This is a genomic window from Pseudomonas sp. EU05-FHT14B02, from assembly GCF_058791055.1.
The window spans coordinates 1-14091 of record NZ_JBYTDD010000014.1; the positions used below are offsets into that span (position 1 = coordinate 1).

Here is a 14091-nt window from a genome sequence, read left to right on the forward strand (position 1 = left end):
ATTTTTTAAAAGTTAATCAAGGTATGTGATTGATTATTAGAGATAAATGATATTCTTTTTTTTGATCGGGCATCACAGTAAGGCACTGATTCGACAAATCCGCTTCTGGCATCCACTCTCTCAACGGGCCATGTCCTCCGTGTTCATGGCGAGTCATTCAATTAGGTGGCTGCCGATGAAGCTGATTCAGTGCTGTTTCTCTTCAGGTCAGCGTGTGCCGCTACTCGTGCACGCTGGTAATACGGCGCCGTTGCCCATACTCGTTCCGTTCATATACGTCCAACTCAAACTCAGGCACCGCGCTTACAATACGGCGGCGGCGCATCTGCGCGCGATCCAGGCTTTCTACACCTATGCCAAATGCCGAGACCTCAATATCGATGACGCCATCTTGGCCTGTCACTTTGAGGCGATTTTGGCGTTATTGGACGGTTACGCCATCTGGCTCCAAAGCGGCCGTCAGGCCGATAATTTGGTCGCCCGAATCGGCAAAGCTGAAACGACATCTTTTCCGCAGATCGATCCGCGCACCCGTGACCAGTACCTGCGACTGTTGAAGCAGTACCTGTCCTGGTGTGTAACCCGATACATCCCGCGCGCCCGTCAGAACGCAACCACCTTGGCAAACATCGAGGTTGTATTTGCAGATGTCGCCGACGTCATTGAACGACGCTTTGAGAGCCATATCATCAATGTTCGTCCCGACCGCACTCGTTACCGCAGTCTGACAGATACGCAACTCCAGATCGTTCGCACACTGATTCGCCCGGGCGCCGCAGAGAATCCATTTCCGGAACGATTGCAGTTGCGCAATTGGCTAATGATTGAATTACTGCTGGAGACCGGTATCCGTCGCGGAGAGCTTCTCAAGCTCTACACCACGGATATCAATCAGGGTTCTCAGCATGCCTATGTCAGCATCAATGACCGCGAACATGACCCAGGAGACCCGCGCGCTGAAGAGCCTGCGCTGAAAACCCACGGACGGACAGTAGGTATCTCCGCACAGTTGTATGAGGTCTACGAGCACTATATCCAGGGCGATCGGCGCCCCATGCGTAACGGCAGACCAATGAAATTGCTGTACCGCTATTTGTTCATCTCTGACCGAGGTCGCCCATTGTCGATCCGCGCGTTGTCCAACGTCCTTGATCGACTGTTTCTGACCGTTGAACTGGCTCATCCGGGATTGTTGCCTACACTTTCTGCGCATGACTTTCGCCACACCTTTGCCGACCGTTTCTTAGCTTACCTGGTCGAGACGCGTGGGCATGACCTGGAGCGCGCCACGGACGAACTCCGACGAGTCTGCGGCTGGTCTGATACTTCGGCGATGCCACGCCGTTATGCAAGTCGTTATCTAGCCGAGTCGGCCAACCGCCACAATGCCCAGCGTGCCTCGGCAGCCTGGAGCCGACTTGACAGTTAAGGAGGTACGCCGTGACCAAATCAGCCGATCAAGAACACGCTTCACCCTCCTCCTCTTTTCCGGCCTACGTGTTCGAGGGCCCGGCTCGGGTTGCCATTCGAACTCGCACTAATGACCAGCCAAGGTACGTCGATACTCGATTGAGCGTTTGGACGTGGTACGACGGCGGAACGGCTATGAAAATAGATTGGGCTGCGCTCCACCTGAATCCTAACCTCATGCAAATCGCCAAAGCGTTCGTGGCCTATGCACTGGAAAAGTATGCACCGGTAACGGCATTCAAAGCATCCGGGGTGTTCGGGCGACTAGCTGAGAGCGATATCTCAGCCAAGTTTCCTTGGACGCGACAAGAAGTGGTCACGACCATAAGTACTTGGGCGAAATTTCGCGAGAGCACTATTTTTTTTAGAACGTTTTATCGCTGGGCCCTTAATCGAGGAGTATTGGGCTTTGACAAAGAAACATATCTAGCACTTAAAGAAATCAAGACGAGCCGCCTTGATCCGTACGAACGTATATTTCTATCCCAGTCTGGTTTAGCTCTTGATGAAGAGATCCGGCTACTGCAGCGAATTGAGCGCGATATCCAGACCAAAAACTGGAGGGAAGCTCAGCTCAACATGATGCTCCACTTAAGTTTCGAATTAGGCCCGCGTTCGATTCAATTCCATTCGCTTGACATTGCGGATTTTGAGTTCATCGAAAGCGCTGATCATGAAAGGTACTACACCCTCTGGCTACCCATGGCCAAAAAGGTCGGTCAACGCAGACCTGAGCGACGGCCCCGCAAAATAACCACGCGGCTGGGTGAAAAAATCTCACGGCACATTTCAGAAATTCAACGCCGATTTGGTAACGACTGTGAACCATTATTTGTCAGTCCTCGTGGAAGGCGTCTGTCTGTAACCGAAATCATTGTGGGCCTCAAACACGAGCTACGTGAAGCTGGGATAGACAAGCCGAACCAGGTAACCATGTTGTTGCGTCATCACCTCGGGCAAGGTTTGGCGGATCAGGGTACTCCGGCAGACATGATTGCCGAGCTGCTCGGCCACAACAGCACGGTTGCGGCGCGTGCTTACGTGACGGCAACCCCCAACATTGCCAGGATTAAAGAGAAAGCCCTCGGTAAAAGTCCTTCCTATCAGCGCATTATGCGAAGTTTATTAACCGGGGACATCGTCCAGCGCCGAAATACAGTCGCAGAAAGAGCCATCCGCGGCGTAATCGATACGCAGTACATCGGGGACATCGGTGCCTGTGCCCTGCCAGCTCATACGCACTGCCCCTACAATCCCGTCTACGCCTGCTACACCTGCAAGAAGTTTCACCCCTTTGCTGACGGCCGCCATGAGCAGGTGAAGGAGGCGCTGCAACGGGAGGCTCAACGGTTCATTGATATGGCAGAACAAGCCGGTGACCTAATTCACAACCGGCCCCTCGCCCAGCATCAGACAACCATCCTGGCGGTAAGCGCTACTATCGAACGCTGCCGGCAGCACTCGGAGGATGCCGCAGATGACGCTGTCTAGGGCAAGGCAGAGCCTCGAGGGCTTTATTACACAGGAGCAAGCGTTTTTTCAGTCGTTGCCAATTTCAACACCGTGGGCGTCACCGGTGTGGGACGTCGGAAGTTGGTTACCACAACGGGATAACCAACATGCTCTTACCTTCGAAACGCATCGGCAAGCCCTCGAGAAGACAGGCTATCCCGCCCCGCCTAAGGGGCCACTCCCCTTTACTTTCCAATATTTTAGCAAGGCCTTGATTGTGTATCTGCAACGCACCCGGAACCTGAAGTTTTCGATGGCGGCTGCATACAATATTGCCGTACGGCGGTTGTACAACCCGTTATTTGAGCGCGGTGTATCCGACCCCACACTGTTGACGCGAGGCGATTTCGACCGCGCCGTAGGGTTTCTCCGCGACAGTGGCTACAAGAATCTCTACGACGCGATCTCTCATCTTCAAGTAGTTGCGGATACGATTGATAATCTGCAATTAACCGAGACCGCCATCCACTTTGAGCATGATGCAAAACCAGAAAAACGTCGTCACGATTATATTTCATTGCACGATCCTGATCGTGCGGTAAGACAGCGTAAATCTGATGACAGGTTGCCTTCTCGTGAGGCGATGGAAGCCTATGCCTTTTGCTCGAACCACCCGATTAGTGAGGGCGAAGAAATTTTGCTGCGTGTGATCGATTTGTTGATCGCGACTGGGCAACGGGGTAATGAGGTAACAGTAATTCCCTATGACTGTTGGGTCGAAAGGCCGATCAAAGGGACGGTAGGAAAGGTAGTTGTAGATGCCAATGGTAAACCCATAGTCGAATGCGGGATCAGGTACTTTGCGGAAAAGCAATTTCAATCCCGTGTTCATTGGTTCGCAGAAAGCGACGTTCCTTTAGCCAGGCGTGCGGTCGAACGATTGAAGATGCTGACCCAAGAGCAGCGAGAGCTTGCTAGGTGGCAAGAAGCCCATCCAGGGCGTCTCTGGAACTACACACCACAAACAGCAATGTCGGAGATTGAGGTTCTAGATTGGCTCGGGTTTAGCGAGAACCGAGAGACCCTTAGGAATCTCTCTGTGTATCTTTCCCGAAACGGAGTTCACCCCCACGTCGAGACTAAGCATCAGTCTAAGGCGATCAAACGCAGATACTTGGCCGGTGATATTGAGCGTTTTCTCGTTCCCAAACTTCGCGGTCATGCAGCGCTTACTGAAAATGTTGGAGGTAAGCTGTGTGTTGTCCTAAAAACCAGCGAAACATTAGCCATCGCGTTTGATGGTCAATTCCGCCTCGGTGGGCGGGAAGCAAATGTGTTTCGGGCAATCCCGCGTCGGGTAACCCTCGTGGATATCAATCGCGCGCTGGGTAATGATGAAAAGTATCCGTCCATTTTTTCGCGTCGGTCATTGACCGAGTCTGATGGAGCTCCGATTAGGCTAACAAGCCACCAACCTCGACACTGGCGGAACACTATTTACCATCTGACCGGCATGAGCGATGCTCAGCAAGCGCTGGCCCTGGGGCGAAAACTTCTCGACCAGAATGTCTATTACCAGCACACAAGCATTGAAGAAAACACCGCAGCCCATCAAGAGTTCTTGGCGTTCAATAGCCATCACGAGCGTATCGACTTTCTACATACGGGCATAAGAGATAAGCGCATTCAGGGCGCTTTGACCGACAGTTACCATGCTTTGCTGTCAGATAAAGGCACGACCACAGCAGAAGCATTCCTTGCCGTACACGCCACGGCGCTGCATGTGACACCCTTCGGAGGTTGCATTCACGATTTCTCCCAAGCGCCCTGCCCTAAGCATCTTCAGTGCTGGAACGGCTGCTCGCATCTCCATCTGATGGGCACTCCATCCGAGCGCGCCAACCTTGAGAGACAAGCCGAGAATTTGACTACCACAATTACCATCATGCGCGATGCCGGCGCCGGAGAGGCAGGCAGCGATGTATGGCTGGCGGACCAAGAGGACAAGCTCAAAAATTTAAAAAACGTCCTAGCACGCGATACCAATGCAGGTGTGCAGCGCGTGTTTCCAAATGGGCGTCCGATGACGGTTGCGGACACGGACAAACGACACAGTTCGGTTTCAGATGATTAGGGGCGACCATGACGCGACGACAGACGTTGAGGGGCGGCACGTTGGACGAGGCAATCGACGCCCTTCTCGCCCAAATGGTTAGCTTGGGATTGGAGCTCGCGCCGATCTCACGCCCCGAAGTGCAGCGTCGATTGGGCCTGACGAGCCGCGCGACCTTAGTGGGAGATCGTGGTCGGCGGATCGAGTCCGCCCGTATCGCACAACTGAAGGAAAGCGGAAGAGATCCGGACGGTGCCCGCCGGCGAAGAAGCCTTGAAGAGCGTATTGCTAATCTACAGGCAGAGAATGCCGCCCTAATTACACAGCGCGATAGGCTCTACGAAGCGCTGTCCGTAATTGCGCATAACTGCCTATTGAAAGGGTTGGACGTCGAAGGCGTACTGGAGCCGTTGCGAAAGCAGTGAGCGGTTCATCACTCACCTCAGTCTGCACGGACTTGGCTGAGCAGCTCATCCAAGTTTGACCGAGTATTTGAACGTATCAGACTGCTATGGGCACAACCTGAGCCGAGGCAAAACTTTCCGATTTCGGACTCGCTGCTTTCTAGCGTTTGGTGTGCCGCCGTTTCCTAGTATCACGAACCAGCAGATCTGCAGCTTGGTCACGTTGATGCCCGCGGCGCACCGCACCGACATCAGTAAGTTAAATCCCTACATGAGAGTTGCGTACTACCTGAGATCGTTGCGGACCTGCTCAAGGATATCTTCGAGCTTAATGTCCGTGTCTTTCTTAAGGTAACAGGCGACGATGACGGATACTGGATGCACTCCAATTGTACCCGCTAGGTCGTCGATCTTCTCTAAGGTCGCGCCTTTGATACCTCTCTCCAGTGAGCTCATGAACGTGCGGCTGCTGACTAAAGCAAAATCCTCTTGGGTTAGACCTCTGCTGATACGCAAGGCGCGAAGCGCTGATCCGAAGGCTTGTTTCAACTCCATTTGCTTTACTCGCAAATGGAAAGATGAAGCCTTTTCGAACACTATAGGGCTACAATCTATAGTGTTCATTGGGAGGCTTTTATGTTCAGAACCTATCGACGAGACGCAATGACCCTCTCGTCACGGCTGGAGCCAGATCTCCAGTTGTGGTCATGCGTGGAGCAGATTATCCCACTGCCTTGGTTTTATCTCACAGCCCTCAAACGCGGTGGCGATTCATCTTCGCGTCACATGCTCATGATTTCTGACGTCCTAACTTTGGAGGAGCTGAGCTTGGCCGGGGCCATCGAGCGTGGCAATTGAGTCAATTCTCCTAGCCTCGCCGCCCGGTATGAACGGGACAGAAAGATGGTTAATGGAGCCGCTTATGGAGATAGCATACGTTCCGAAGTCAAAGGGCTCAGTCCGTCACTACCGTTTCAAGGTCGAAGAGGGTGCGGTTTACACCAACCCATGTGACCCGGGACTGGAGGTCGAGCAAGGTAACATCAGCAGGGTCGTAATCTCTCTGTGCTCTTGATTTATGCCATTTGGTTCGCCCGTCGCGCGCCTGAGGCATCAGCCCGCCCAGTTGGCCGGACGGTTTCGCCGCTTGGGTCGTTTTCAGTCCTTCATGACAGACAGCCATCGGCCAAAAATAGTCGGTCAGCTGTGTGCAAGAAATCGGCGGCGATTCAATTTTAACTACGTGCCCGACATTGCCGGCCCGCGAGAGCGGATAAAGCTCACGATCCAAGCCTGACTAGTGAGCTTGTTAGCATCCGTACCTATGCATGCTCGAACCCGGTTGCGGCTCAAGCAGCCTATCTCTTATTGGGCCTACCATGGCAGCGTGCGGGCTCCGGCGGTGCAATTCAGTCGATGACGTTTGTCACGATGCCGACATCACTGCCTGCCTAGTTACCAACTAGTCAATTGAGATAAACTGTCGCCCTCGCCCTTCTTTGCAGAGACGCTTCTTCATGCCCTCAGAGCACGCCTCTAAGCCTTATACGCTACTGGCCATCGACGACGATCCGCAATCACTGATCGTGCTCTCGAAGACTCTGACCTCTGAGTATGAAGTGCTGCTGGCCAAGCATAGCGAGCAAGGTATCGCCCTGGCCCGTAGTGCCCGTCCGGACCTGATCATTCTCGACATCTTGATGCCGGGAATGGACGGCTTCCAGGTGCTCAGCGAACTCAAGAGCCATCCGGCGACGGCCAGCATTCCAGTCATCTTCCTGACCTCACGCAGCAGCGTCGAAGACGAGCGCCTGGGTCTGTTATTAGGCGCCGTTGATTACATTACCAAACCTATTTCGCCTCCGGTGGTACTAGCCCGGGTATCGGCACAACTGAGTTACCGGAACAAACCCCTGCATAACCTTCAACCCGACAGAGCCCCCTCAGCCGGCAACGGTATGCGTGACGGATTCATCAGTGCGCTGTCACTGCAGCTGACACATAACCCGCTCATCCAGATCGACGCGCTGCTCGGTACCCTGTCGATCCTATTGGACAGCGGTGTGGCAGAGAGCGACCCGAGCACATTTCGCAGCGCCGCCTGCCTGGCGCTGATGGGCCTCAACCAGCTTAATACCCCTGTAATTCAGGCCTTGGCCCACAGTAGAGTATTGATCGAGGAAGTTCTCAGATTTGCCGACCCAGAGGACCGAGTCCTCAACCTCGCCTGGAAGATCACTCACGCAGAGGCTCTGCTGAAGGGAGACTTCAGCCGTCAAACGATTGACCTGCCGCTGTCGACGCACCTCTTTGCCCTGGCCCTGACCTACCACCTGAAACTGCTTCAACCCGGGGTGGATATTCACCACCGGCATGAGCAGGCATTTAAACAAATGGTCGAACATCCAAGCTTTTTGCAATACCGACCTGGCGACCAGGACTCGCTGTCCGCAACCTTGCTGAGGTCGTCATACACTTTTCTCGGCCTGCACAGCGAGCATTGAAGTATGGCTAACCTTGGAGATCTGGAACTGTTTGTGTTGATCGCCGACCGTCAAGGCCTGTCGCCTGCCGCTCGTGCGATGTCCATCACCCCCGCTGCTGCCAGCCTGGCACTCAAACGGCTGGAAAACCGCTTGGGTGTACGTTTGTTCACCCGCTCTACTCGCACCATGAAACTTACCCCCGAGGGAGTGCGTTACCTGGAGAGCGCGCGGCATGCCCTGAAAATTCTGGCCGACGGCAAACGCTCGCTGACTCATGATGACGGCATGCTGGAACTCACGGTGCCCTCCGACCTTGGCAGGAACTTGTTACTTGATGTATTTACGCAACTCAAACGGGCTAGGCCGCGTCTGTTTATCAAGCTAGCGCTTGGCGACAACGAGGAGGATCTGCTCACGGGAAAGTTTGACGCGGCCGTGCGTTTTGGCAAAAGTCTCTCACTGGATCTGGTTGAGCTCCCCGTTTTGAAACAGCACCACTTCATTGTCTGTGCTGCCCCCATCTATCTCTCTGAGCATCCCCTGCCAAGAACACCACAACATCTGAGTGAACATGAGTGCATCGTCAGCATTCGCAGTGGTCGAGCGGAAAATCGTTGGCGCTTCTATACATCCGGGCAGGTCGCAGATGTTCACGTGCAAGGGCATTTTTGCTGCGACGACGGCAACGCTGTACGGCGCTGGGCGGTAGCCGGTCAGGGCGTGGCTTATTTGCCGTTATTGAGTGTCATAGACGACTTACTCGCCGGCCGATTGGTCGCATTGTTGCCCGGCTGGCAGGGCGAGCAAGCCCCCTTGAACCTAGTGGTGTCGCACCGGTCGCAAATCACCGAATCGCTCCGGGCCTTGCATTTGAGTCTTATCAACCAGTGTAACGAACGAATGTCTCAGTACTTTTCCCGGTTTAATCCACCGGCAATGCCTTTGACGCTCGAAGAGTTATCAGCAGGTCATGGGCCTGTTGAAATTCCAGACGATAGACCCTCTCCTGGATAGCCAGCAGAGCCCGGCAGCCACCCCCCTCGCAAAGTTCATCTACCAGTCTCAGCGCTTGCGCGTTTTGATCGGATAGCAGAGCGGCCAGGCATTCCAGCTTTGCCATCAAACGGCGGCATTCATCTTCGCCCTCCTCCGCCAAACGCAACACTGGCCTCTGCTGCAGATCAGCCAGGCTCGCCAGCACCGATTGCAACTGGTACGCCAACTGTCGTATTAACGGAGCCAAATCAGCATCCCCGCCACAATGATCCTCCAATCGCCCGGCCGCTCGCTGCACAGCCCGTGCTCCGATGTGGCCAGCAGCGCTGCGCAAGCCATGAGCAAGAAAACCGACAGCCTGAAGGTCTTTGATCGCATGCGAACGCCACAGGTGCGCGACGAACTCGTGATGACTGTCGCGAAAACTGCACAACAGTTTTTGGTATAGCGCTACATCATGATTGACCACCGATAACCCGAATGCGGTATCGATGCCATGGTAATGCAACTCTGATGCAACGCTCGGTGCAAGCGGTTGATATTCGCCAGCCAGCACTTCCGGGGGGTTGATCCAACGCGCCAGCGTTCGGTAGAGCTCGTTGACCTCCAACGGTTTGGCGATATGGTCATTCATACCGGCAGCCAACATACGCTCTTTGGCGTCCACCAGGGTATTGGCGGTGACGGCGATAATTGGCAGGGACAGCAGATGGAGATGGCGGCGAATTTCTACTGTGGCGCGGTAGCCATCCATGACCGGCATCTGGCAATCCATCAGAATAGCGTCGAAGTGACTGTTGTGCAGCAACAGTTGCAAGGCGTCTTCGCCGTTGTTGGCAACTACTACCTGTACTTGGACGCGTTGCAGTAGCCCCTCGAGAACCTCCTGATTCATCGGGTGATCCTCAACCACCAAAATCCGGGTGCCCTCCAACAACCGCGTAAAATCGTTGACCGTATAGGGGGCCGTGACAACGCTGGCCGATCTGTCAGCACCTTGCGTAGCGAGCTCGTGCTTTACAAGGGTGGGCAACTCGAACATCTGACACTGTGGCACGCCCAGCGTTACGGTGAATTTGAACTCTGCCCCCCTCCCTTCCCTGCTATCCACCCAGATGTTGCCCTGCATCATCTGTACGATTTTTTTTGAAATGGTCAACCCCAGACCGGTTCCGCCATAACGCCGGGTAATCGACGGATCGGCCTGCACAAAGGCATCGAATAGACGGATGCGCTGCTCTTCACTGATGCCGATACCAGTGTCCGACACACTGAAGCACAACAGCACTTTGTCGCTCCACTGCCGCACTTGACGCACGCTGATGCAGACATGACCGACTTCAGTGAACTTGATCGAATTGTCGACCAGATTGGTCAAGACCTGACTCAGACGCAACGGGTCGCCCACATATCTGCGAGGCATCAACGAGGGGATCTCCAGACACAGGCTGATTCCCTTTTCTTCAGCCCGCTGGCGTACCAGGTTGAGTACTTCTTCCACCAGTTCCAGAAGGTCGAAATGCACGTGTTCTATGCTCAGTTTGCCAGCTTCGATCTTTGATAGATCCAATATTCCGTTGATGATCCCGACCAGATTTCTTGCCGCACGGTCCATCTTCTCGATGTACCTGCGTTGCGCCTCGCCCAGAGGCATATCCAGGAGCAAATGGGACATACCGACAATAGCGTTCAACGGTGTGCGAATCTCATGGGACATGTTGTCGAGAAACATCGACTTGGCCTGGGTAGCCAGCTCGGCATCGCGCCGTGATTGCTTGACCAGAGCTTCTCCGGCCTTGCGCTCAGTGATGTCGAAGATCACCCCGTCCAGGTACTGCGCCAGCCCGTCCACGTCAATGGTCTGCCCTTTGTCGTAGACCCAACGCACTTCTTGCGTCGCGGTGATGATCCGGTACTCGAGCATATAACTGCCATCATCCAGGCAACGGTCGAAAATCCCAAGGTCGTCAGGGTGAACAAGCTCCCGGTAGGCCCGCCCGGACAAAAAATGCTGCGCCGGATAGCCACTCAAGTCTTCAATGACATTACTGACAAAGATCATCTCGCGTCCGCCATTGGGCAGGCTGCGAAAAACCACTCCCGGGATATTGGAAATCATCGACTGGAGTTTGCTCTGGTTATCGACAATCGCCCGCTGAGCCTCGACAGTCTGGGTGATGTCCTGCAGCACTCCAGTCACCCGCGTCGCGACACCTTGGGCGTCACGCTGCATGACTTTGCCGATATCCAGCACCCACAACCAGTCTCCGTTTTTATTGCACACCCGGTATTCAGCGCGGTATTCGTCAGTCTGGTTATCCAGGTGCGCATTGAGCTTGGCCATGACCGATTCAAGGTCATCCGAATGAATCAGACGAGCCCAGCGATCCAGGCCATTTCCAAAGGTACACTCCAGTTCGCATTGGCTATAGCCGAGAATACGCAGCCAGACACAATTGTTGATGACGATGCCCAAACTGACGTTCCAGTCCCACAGGCCGAGTGCCCCGCTCTGCAGGGCCAGGTCCAAACGTTGTTCACTTTGCTCGATCAATGCGACATCGCGCTTGTGTCGCCGGGCGTCCGCCAGGCGCCGTAGACCGCCCCACCACAGGAGAAAAAACAGGCCGGCACTCACCCCTTCGATCAACAGGATTTGTTCATTAGGCAGGATCGAATCCAGATCGCCCAATGTGATCAGCGACCAGGGACCTCCCGGGTCGCTCCAGTCAAAATCGGCCCGGGACAGGCCATAACGTCGCCCCTCCAACGTGACAACAGGCTGATGGGCATCAAACGGCAACCTTTCAGGTATGCCATCGGGAAATGGATAGTCGGCGAATTGCTCGCGGATATCGCCGATAAACGCGCCAGGCGACCACTCACGGTCGGCCTTGAGCAGCACCGGCTGTGCGTTGGCGGCCAGCACCACGCCACTGGACGACAGGATCATTTTAACGTCGCCGTTGTGGTGTTTACTCAACCTGCTGTCCAGCAATAGGGCATCGAAGCGCGCCACCAATACGCCGATCACCTTGTCCTGACGGGTACGAGAGGCGTAGATCGGTACTGCCATGTAGAACATGCGCGTTCCTGTGACCGTACTAATCGCGCCATAGACGCTGCTAACACCCTTGAGGGCGGTGTTGAAATAGGGACGGAAAGCTACACTCAGGCCCAACTGTGACGGATTGAGCAAGTCATGGACCGCCACGATCTCCCCGTCCAGATTGGCGACAAACGCGTGACTGGCGCCCACCACGATCGACAGCGTACTCAGGGGTATCGCCGCCTGCTCCATGAGCTCCAGGGAAGGACTGCGCTCCTCAATGACTCTTTTAAGCACCGGATTGTGTCGCCCCAGGATCGACAACGCGCCAATGGCAAATCCGTCGGACTTCCACTGCTCCAACTCCGCGGCATGCTCATGGGTCTGGGCTTCGATCCCGGCCAAGTAGACATCTTCGACCTGCAAGCGGTAGTAATTGCCAACCGCCACGCCCCCCCCGACCGCGATCAGCACGCCAAGGGCGTTGTAGTACAGCCTGTTACCTTCGAAGAACTTCACTAACCGGTACAACATCCACTGTCTCTCCTTGTCAATCATTCTCGCCTTGTCAACGCGCCTGCAATGCGGCCCTGAAGTCGCTAGCGTGTGGCCAGCCGACGCGAAAACTCTGGAGGCAGGAAATCGCGATCGGGGTCGTAGTTCGGCTTGAGGAAATCACAAAGAGTCCGCAGGTCCTGCGGCGACAAGGTGCCCACCGACTGATAGAGGCGCAGGGTATCGAGAATGTAGTCGTAACGGCTGTTATTGTACTCGCGAACCGCGTTGTAGAGCTGTCGCTGCGCTTCGAGTACATCAACGATATTACGTGTACCGACCTGGAATCCCAGCTGCGACGCCAGCATCGCGCCCTGGTTGGAGATGATCGACTGGCGTCGAGCCTGGATCTTCTCGACGCTGCTGTTGAGACTTCGATACAGGTTGCGGGTGTTCTCCACCACTTGGCGACGCAGGTTGTCGTTGAGCGACTCGCGCTGACTCATGCGCTGATAGGCTTCGCGAACCTGCGAGCTGGTCTGCCCGCCGTTGAATAACGGAATGTCGAGTTGCAGACCAATCGAGCGCTGCTCAGCGTTGCCGCCATAGCCACCGCCCCGTACTCCGCTGTTGCTATAGCCAAGGTTGTCGTTATCGCCTATCTGGTAGCGCATTACTGCATCTACGGTCGGCGCATGCCCGGCCTTGCGTGCGTTCAGCGTTTGCTGCGCCACCTGCAAGGCCCGCTGGCTGACCCGTAGCGCTATGTTCTGCTGCATTGCGCTTTCGACCCAGCGCCGCGCATCGTTCGGTACGGGTAACAGGATTGGCATGTCATGTCGCACCCCCTGGACTGCGGTGTACTGCTGATGAGTCAAGGTATCGAGGGCTTCAAACGCATTGTCCACGTCTTGCTGCGCAACAATGCGATTGGCCCGGGCAGTGTCATGACTGGCCTGAGCCTGCAGCACATCGGTGCGGTCAGACAAACCCAGTTGCAGGCCCTTTTCTGCCAGGTCCAGTTGACGCTTGAAGGCGGCTTCCTCGGCCTTGCCTGCAGCGAGCCCGTCCTGGGCTTTAAGCAGGCCGAAATACACCTGGGCGCTGTCGAGTATCAGTTTCTGTTCGGCTATCTCCAATTCTAACAGCGCCTGCTGGTGTTGGGACTCGGCAGCCTTGAGGTTGAACCAGCGATCGATACGCAACACAGGCTGGTTAAGTACCACCTGGTAGCTGCTGCCACTGCGCCCGTTGTCTTGTTGCGGTTGTTGCAAGGTCGTCGTTCGCTCTTTGAGTTCGGCACTGGCCGACAGCGTGGGCAACAAGCCGGCACGGGCTTGAGGCACGGCCTCAGCCCGTGCCGCCTGGTCAGCGCGGGCCGCTGCCAGCTCGGAATTGTTCTGTCGAGCATCTTGGTACACACGCCAGAGATCGCTGGGAATGGCCACAGGTGGATAGTCCCGAGGAGCGCTCGCAGCCGGTTCAATCTGCAACAGGAGCGCGAGCAGCCAGACGATAGACGCCCGCTGTCGCGAAATAATTGGTTTGATCATGTACAGGGCAACTTTTACAAGAGGAATGATTCAAGCTGAAGGTGGGAGGCAGGAGGCGCGTTGCGCCCCTCCT

Annotated in this window: 10 protein-coding genes; 6 read left to right on the forward strand and 4 right to left on the reverse strand. The window is 55.2% G+C overall.

From position 1 onward, the window contains the following. The first annotated feature begins 175 nt into the window (after positions 1–175). From AC3WTM_RS14530 to AC3WTM_RS14545, 4 genes are read left to right on the forward strand one after another with little or no spacing between them, the layout of a single operon-like run. Positions 176–1429 carry a tyrosine-type recombinase/integrase gene (locus AC3WTM_RS14530; RefSeq protein WP_102669679.1) on the forward strand — a complete coding sequence of 418 codons (1254 nt, stop codon included), beginning with the start codon at positions 176–178 and terminating at the stop codon, positions 1427–1429. A gap of 11 nt (positions 1430–1440) precedes the next feature. Continuing rightward, positions 1441–2961 carry a tyrosine-type recombinase/integrase gene (locus tag AC3WTM_RS14535; RefSeq protein WP_102669671.1) on the forward strand — a complete coding sequence of 507 codons (1521 nt, stop codon included), beginning with the start codon at positions 1441–1443 and terminating at the stop codon, positions 2959–2961. Then, positions 2948–5056: a hypothetical protein gene (locus tag AC3WTM_RS14540; protein WP_102669670.1), complete on the forward strand. Its 2109-nt coding sequence runs from the start codon at positions 2948–2950 to the stop codon at positions 5054–5056. The genes AC3WTM_RS14535 and AC3WTM_RS14540 overlap by 14 nt, the downstream gene beginning before the upstream one ends. A gap of 41 nt (positions 5057–5097) precedes the next feature. Continuing rightward, positions 5098–5460 carry a hypothetical protein gene (locus tag AC3WTM_RS14545; RefSeq protein WP_256586007.1) on the forward strand — a complete coding sequence of 121 codons (363 nt, stop codon included), beginning with the start codon at positions 5098–5100 and terminating at the stop codon, positions 5458–5460. A 264-nt stretch (positions 5461–5724) separates the two neighbouring features. Here AC3WTM_RS14545 and AC3WTM_RS14550 read toward each other — a convergent pair whose 3' ends face one another. Then, positions 5725–5994 carry a helix-turn-helix domain-containing protein gene (locus tag AC3WTM_RS14550; protein WP_102669668.1) on the reverse strand — a complete coding sequence of 90 codons (270 nt, stop codon included), beginning with the start codon at positions 5992–5994 and terminating at the stop codon, positions 5725–5727. Between the two features lie 400 nt (positions 5995–6394). Next, positions 6395–6730, reverse strand: a complete 336-nt coding sequence (locus AC3WTM_RS14555; RefSeq protein ID WP_146023695.1) for a hypothetical protein — start codon at positions 6728–6730, stop codon at positions 6395–6397. Positions 6731–6956: 226 nt separating this feature from the next. Between AC3WTM_RS14555 and AC3WTM_RS14560 the strand changes: the two genes are divergently transcribed. Both AC3WTM_RS14560 and AC3WTM_RS14565 read left to right on the forward strand, forming a co-directional pair. Further along, on the forward strand, positions 6957–7943 hold the full coding sequence (locus AC3WTM_RS14560; protein ID WP_102669666.1) for a response regulator: 987 nt from the start codon (positions 6957–6959) through the stop codon (positions 7941–7943). Between the two features lie 3 nt (positions 7944–7946). Next, positions 7947–8939, forward strand: a complete 993-nt coding sequence (locus tag AC3WTM_RS14565) for a LysR family transcriptional regulator (protein WP_102669665.1) — start codon at positions 7947–7949, stop codon at positions 8937–8939. On the opposite strand, the gene AC3WTM_RS14570 is transcribed toward AC3WTM_RS14565, so the two are convergent. Together AC3WTM_RS14570 and AC3WTM_RS14575 are read right to left on the reverse strand one after the other, a co-directional pair. Continuing rightward, entirely contained in the window at positions 8848–12504 is a 3657-nt protein-coding gene (locus AC3WTM_RS14570; RefSeq protein WP_173677906.1) for a PAS domain-containing protein, read from the reverse strand. The genes AC3WTM_RS14565 and AC3WTM_RS14570 overlap by 92 nt on opposite strands. A 65-nt stretch (positions 12505–12569) precedes the next feature. Further along, positions 12570–14018, reverse strand: a complete 1449-nt coding sequence (locus tag AC3WTM_RS14575) for a TolC family outer membrane protein (RefSeq protein ID WP_102669664.1) — start codon at positions 14016–14018, stop codon at positions 12570–12572. Positions 14019–14091: the final 73 nt, after the last annotated feature.

What these genes read in the sequence shown, in the direction of transcription:
- AC3WTM_RS14550 (WP_102669668.1), bottom strand. Translation starts at nt 5,994, where the DNA reads ATGGAGTTGAAACAAGCCTTCGGATCAGCGCTTCGCGCCTTGCGTATC.
- AC3WTM_RS14575 (WP_102669664.1), bottom strand. Translation starts at nt 14,018, where the DNA reads ATGATCAAACCAATTATTTCGCGACAGCGGGCGTCTATCGTCTGGCTG.
- AC3WTM_RS14530 (WP_102669679.1), top strand. Translation starts at nt 176, where the DNA reads ATGAAGCTGATTCAGTGCTGTTTCTCTTCAGGTCAGCGTGTGCCGCTA.
- AC3WTM_RS14540 (WP_102669670.1), top strand. Translation starts at nt 2,948, where the DNA reads ATGACGCTGTCTAGGGCAAGGCAGAGCCTCGAGGGCTTTATTACACAG.
- AC3WTM_RS14560 (WP_102669666.1), top strand. Translation starts at nt 6,957, where the DNA reads ATGCCCTCAGAGCACGCCTCTAAGCCTTATACGCTACTGGCCATCGAC.
- AC3WTM_RS14565 (WP_102669665.1), top strand. Translation starts at nt 7,947, where the DNA reads ATGGCTAACCTTGGAGATCTGGAACTGTTTGTGTTGATCGCCGACCGT.
- AC3WTM_RS14570 (WP_173677906.1), bottom strand. Translation starts at nt 12,504, where the DNA reads ATGTTGTACCGGTTAGTGAAGTTCTTCGAAGGTAACAGGCTGTACTAC.